Source organism: Bartonella sp. AD328YNZD, from assembly GCF_042196425.1.
The window spans coordinates 1-1348 of sequence record NZ_JBHIQG010000500.1 but is presented as its reverse complement, the minus strand read 5'-3'; the positions used below and the strand labels follow the sequence as shown (position 1 = coordinate 1348).

Here is a 1348-nt window from a genome sequence, read left to right as displayed (position 1 = left end):
CAAGAAAACCGAGAACGCAAGAATTTTTGTCTAAGATCCTAAGTCATTAACCATTATATTATAACAAAAAGCTATCTCTACTATGAACTTGGACATAAAAAGATGGCGTTTAATATCAGATGGGAGAATGTAAAAAATATTACAATCAGATATTAAAAAACTGTTATTTTTTAAAATATCAGAAACAAGTGGCATTGCTGTACATCTTTCAAATTTATTACAAAGAGAAAAAGCCTGCTCTTGCAAAAGGTGAGTCCAGTTTTTGTTTTTTACGTTAGTTTTTTCATAGGCTGCAGTTAGCATTGCTATCCCGAGAATTATTTTTCCTTCTTGAAGCAACATATTTCCAAGCATTGTTTGAACAGAAGGATTTCCTTTTTTCTCTGAGAGTTGAAACCATCGTGGCTTGTATAGGATTTTTCTCCCTTCCCTCTCCCTTTAAAAATATTTTTCCTAAATGATATTGAGCTTTAGGATTTCTATAATTCACCGCAGCCCGCATATAAAGACGAACAAAAGAATTTTTTTTAAAGCAAATCTCTCCCATCCCTTATGCTATGAAATCATGCATCCAAAAAACAAAAAGTTGAAATCAACTCAACCGCTCTAAAGCAACGGATATTTTTTTCTTTGCAGCGCGAAGTTCTACAACCCTGTTCCGTTCACTTTCAACAATTTCTGCTTTGGCATTTGCTATAAATTTTGGATTATTTAACTTAAGCGATATTTTTTCAATATCCTGTTCAATTTTACTCACATCCTTCCTCAAACGAACACGTTCAGCTTCCAAATCAATCAACTGTCCTAAGGGCAAACAAAAAACGGCCTCTCCCAAAATTATTTGTGCCGATACTTCTGGAACTTTATCAGAGAAATGAATGATTTCAATACGCGCTAGCTTTTTAAGAAGTGCATCATAACGCTGCACACGCTCTCGCGTTATTTCCCCTCCTTCGACAACAACAAGAGGTGCTTGTATAGCCGCTGGAATATTCATTTCAAAACGTACAGATCGAATCCCAGTGACAACATCAATAAGCCAATTAATATCAGCTGCAGCCTCTTCATCTGTAAATGTTTCCTCTGGCCATTTTGTCAATGCAAGCATATCCTCACGCTTGATGGCTTGCGTTTCTGTAAGAGACCATAACTCTTCCGTCATATAAGGCATAAAAGGATGAAGAAGTTTATAAACTTCATCTAAAACCCAAGCAGTACAAGCATGAGCCTCATTTTTAGCATCTTCATTTTCCCCCTGGAAAATAGGTTTAAGAAGTTCCAAATACCAATCACAGAGTGTATTCCAAATGAAACGATAAAGTGTAGCGGCAGACTCATTAAATTTATA

The 1348-nt window shown here is 35.8% G+C and carries 1 protein-coding gene and 1 pseudogene; both read right to left on the bottom strand.

Annotated features, from left to right (window positions below; translation table 11 throughout):
• Positions 1-156: 156 nt before the first annotated feature.
• Positions 157-511, bottom strand: a pseudogene (locus tag ACFIO3_RS13195) (tetratricopeptide repeat protein); the annotation flags it as partial.
• A gap of 81 nt (positions 512-592) precedes the next feature.
• Positions 593-1348: class I tRNA ligase family protein (locus ACFIO3_RS13190; protein ID WP_375704607.1), on the bottom strand; the 756-nt coding region annotated here is incomplete at its 5' end.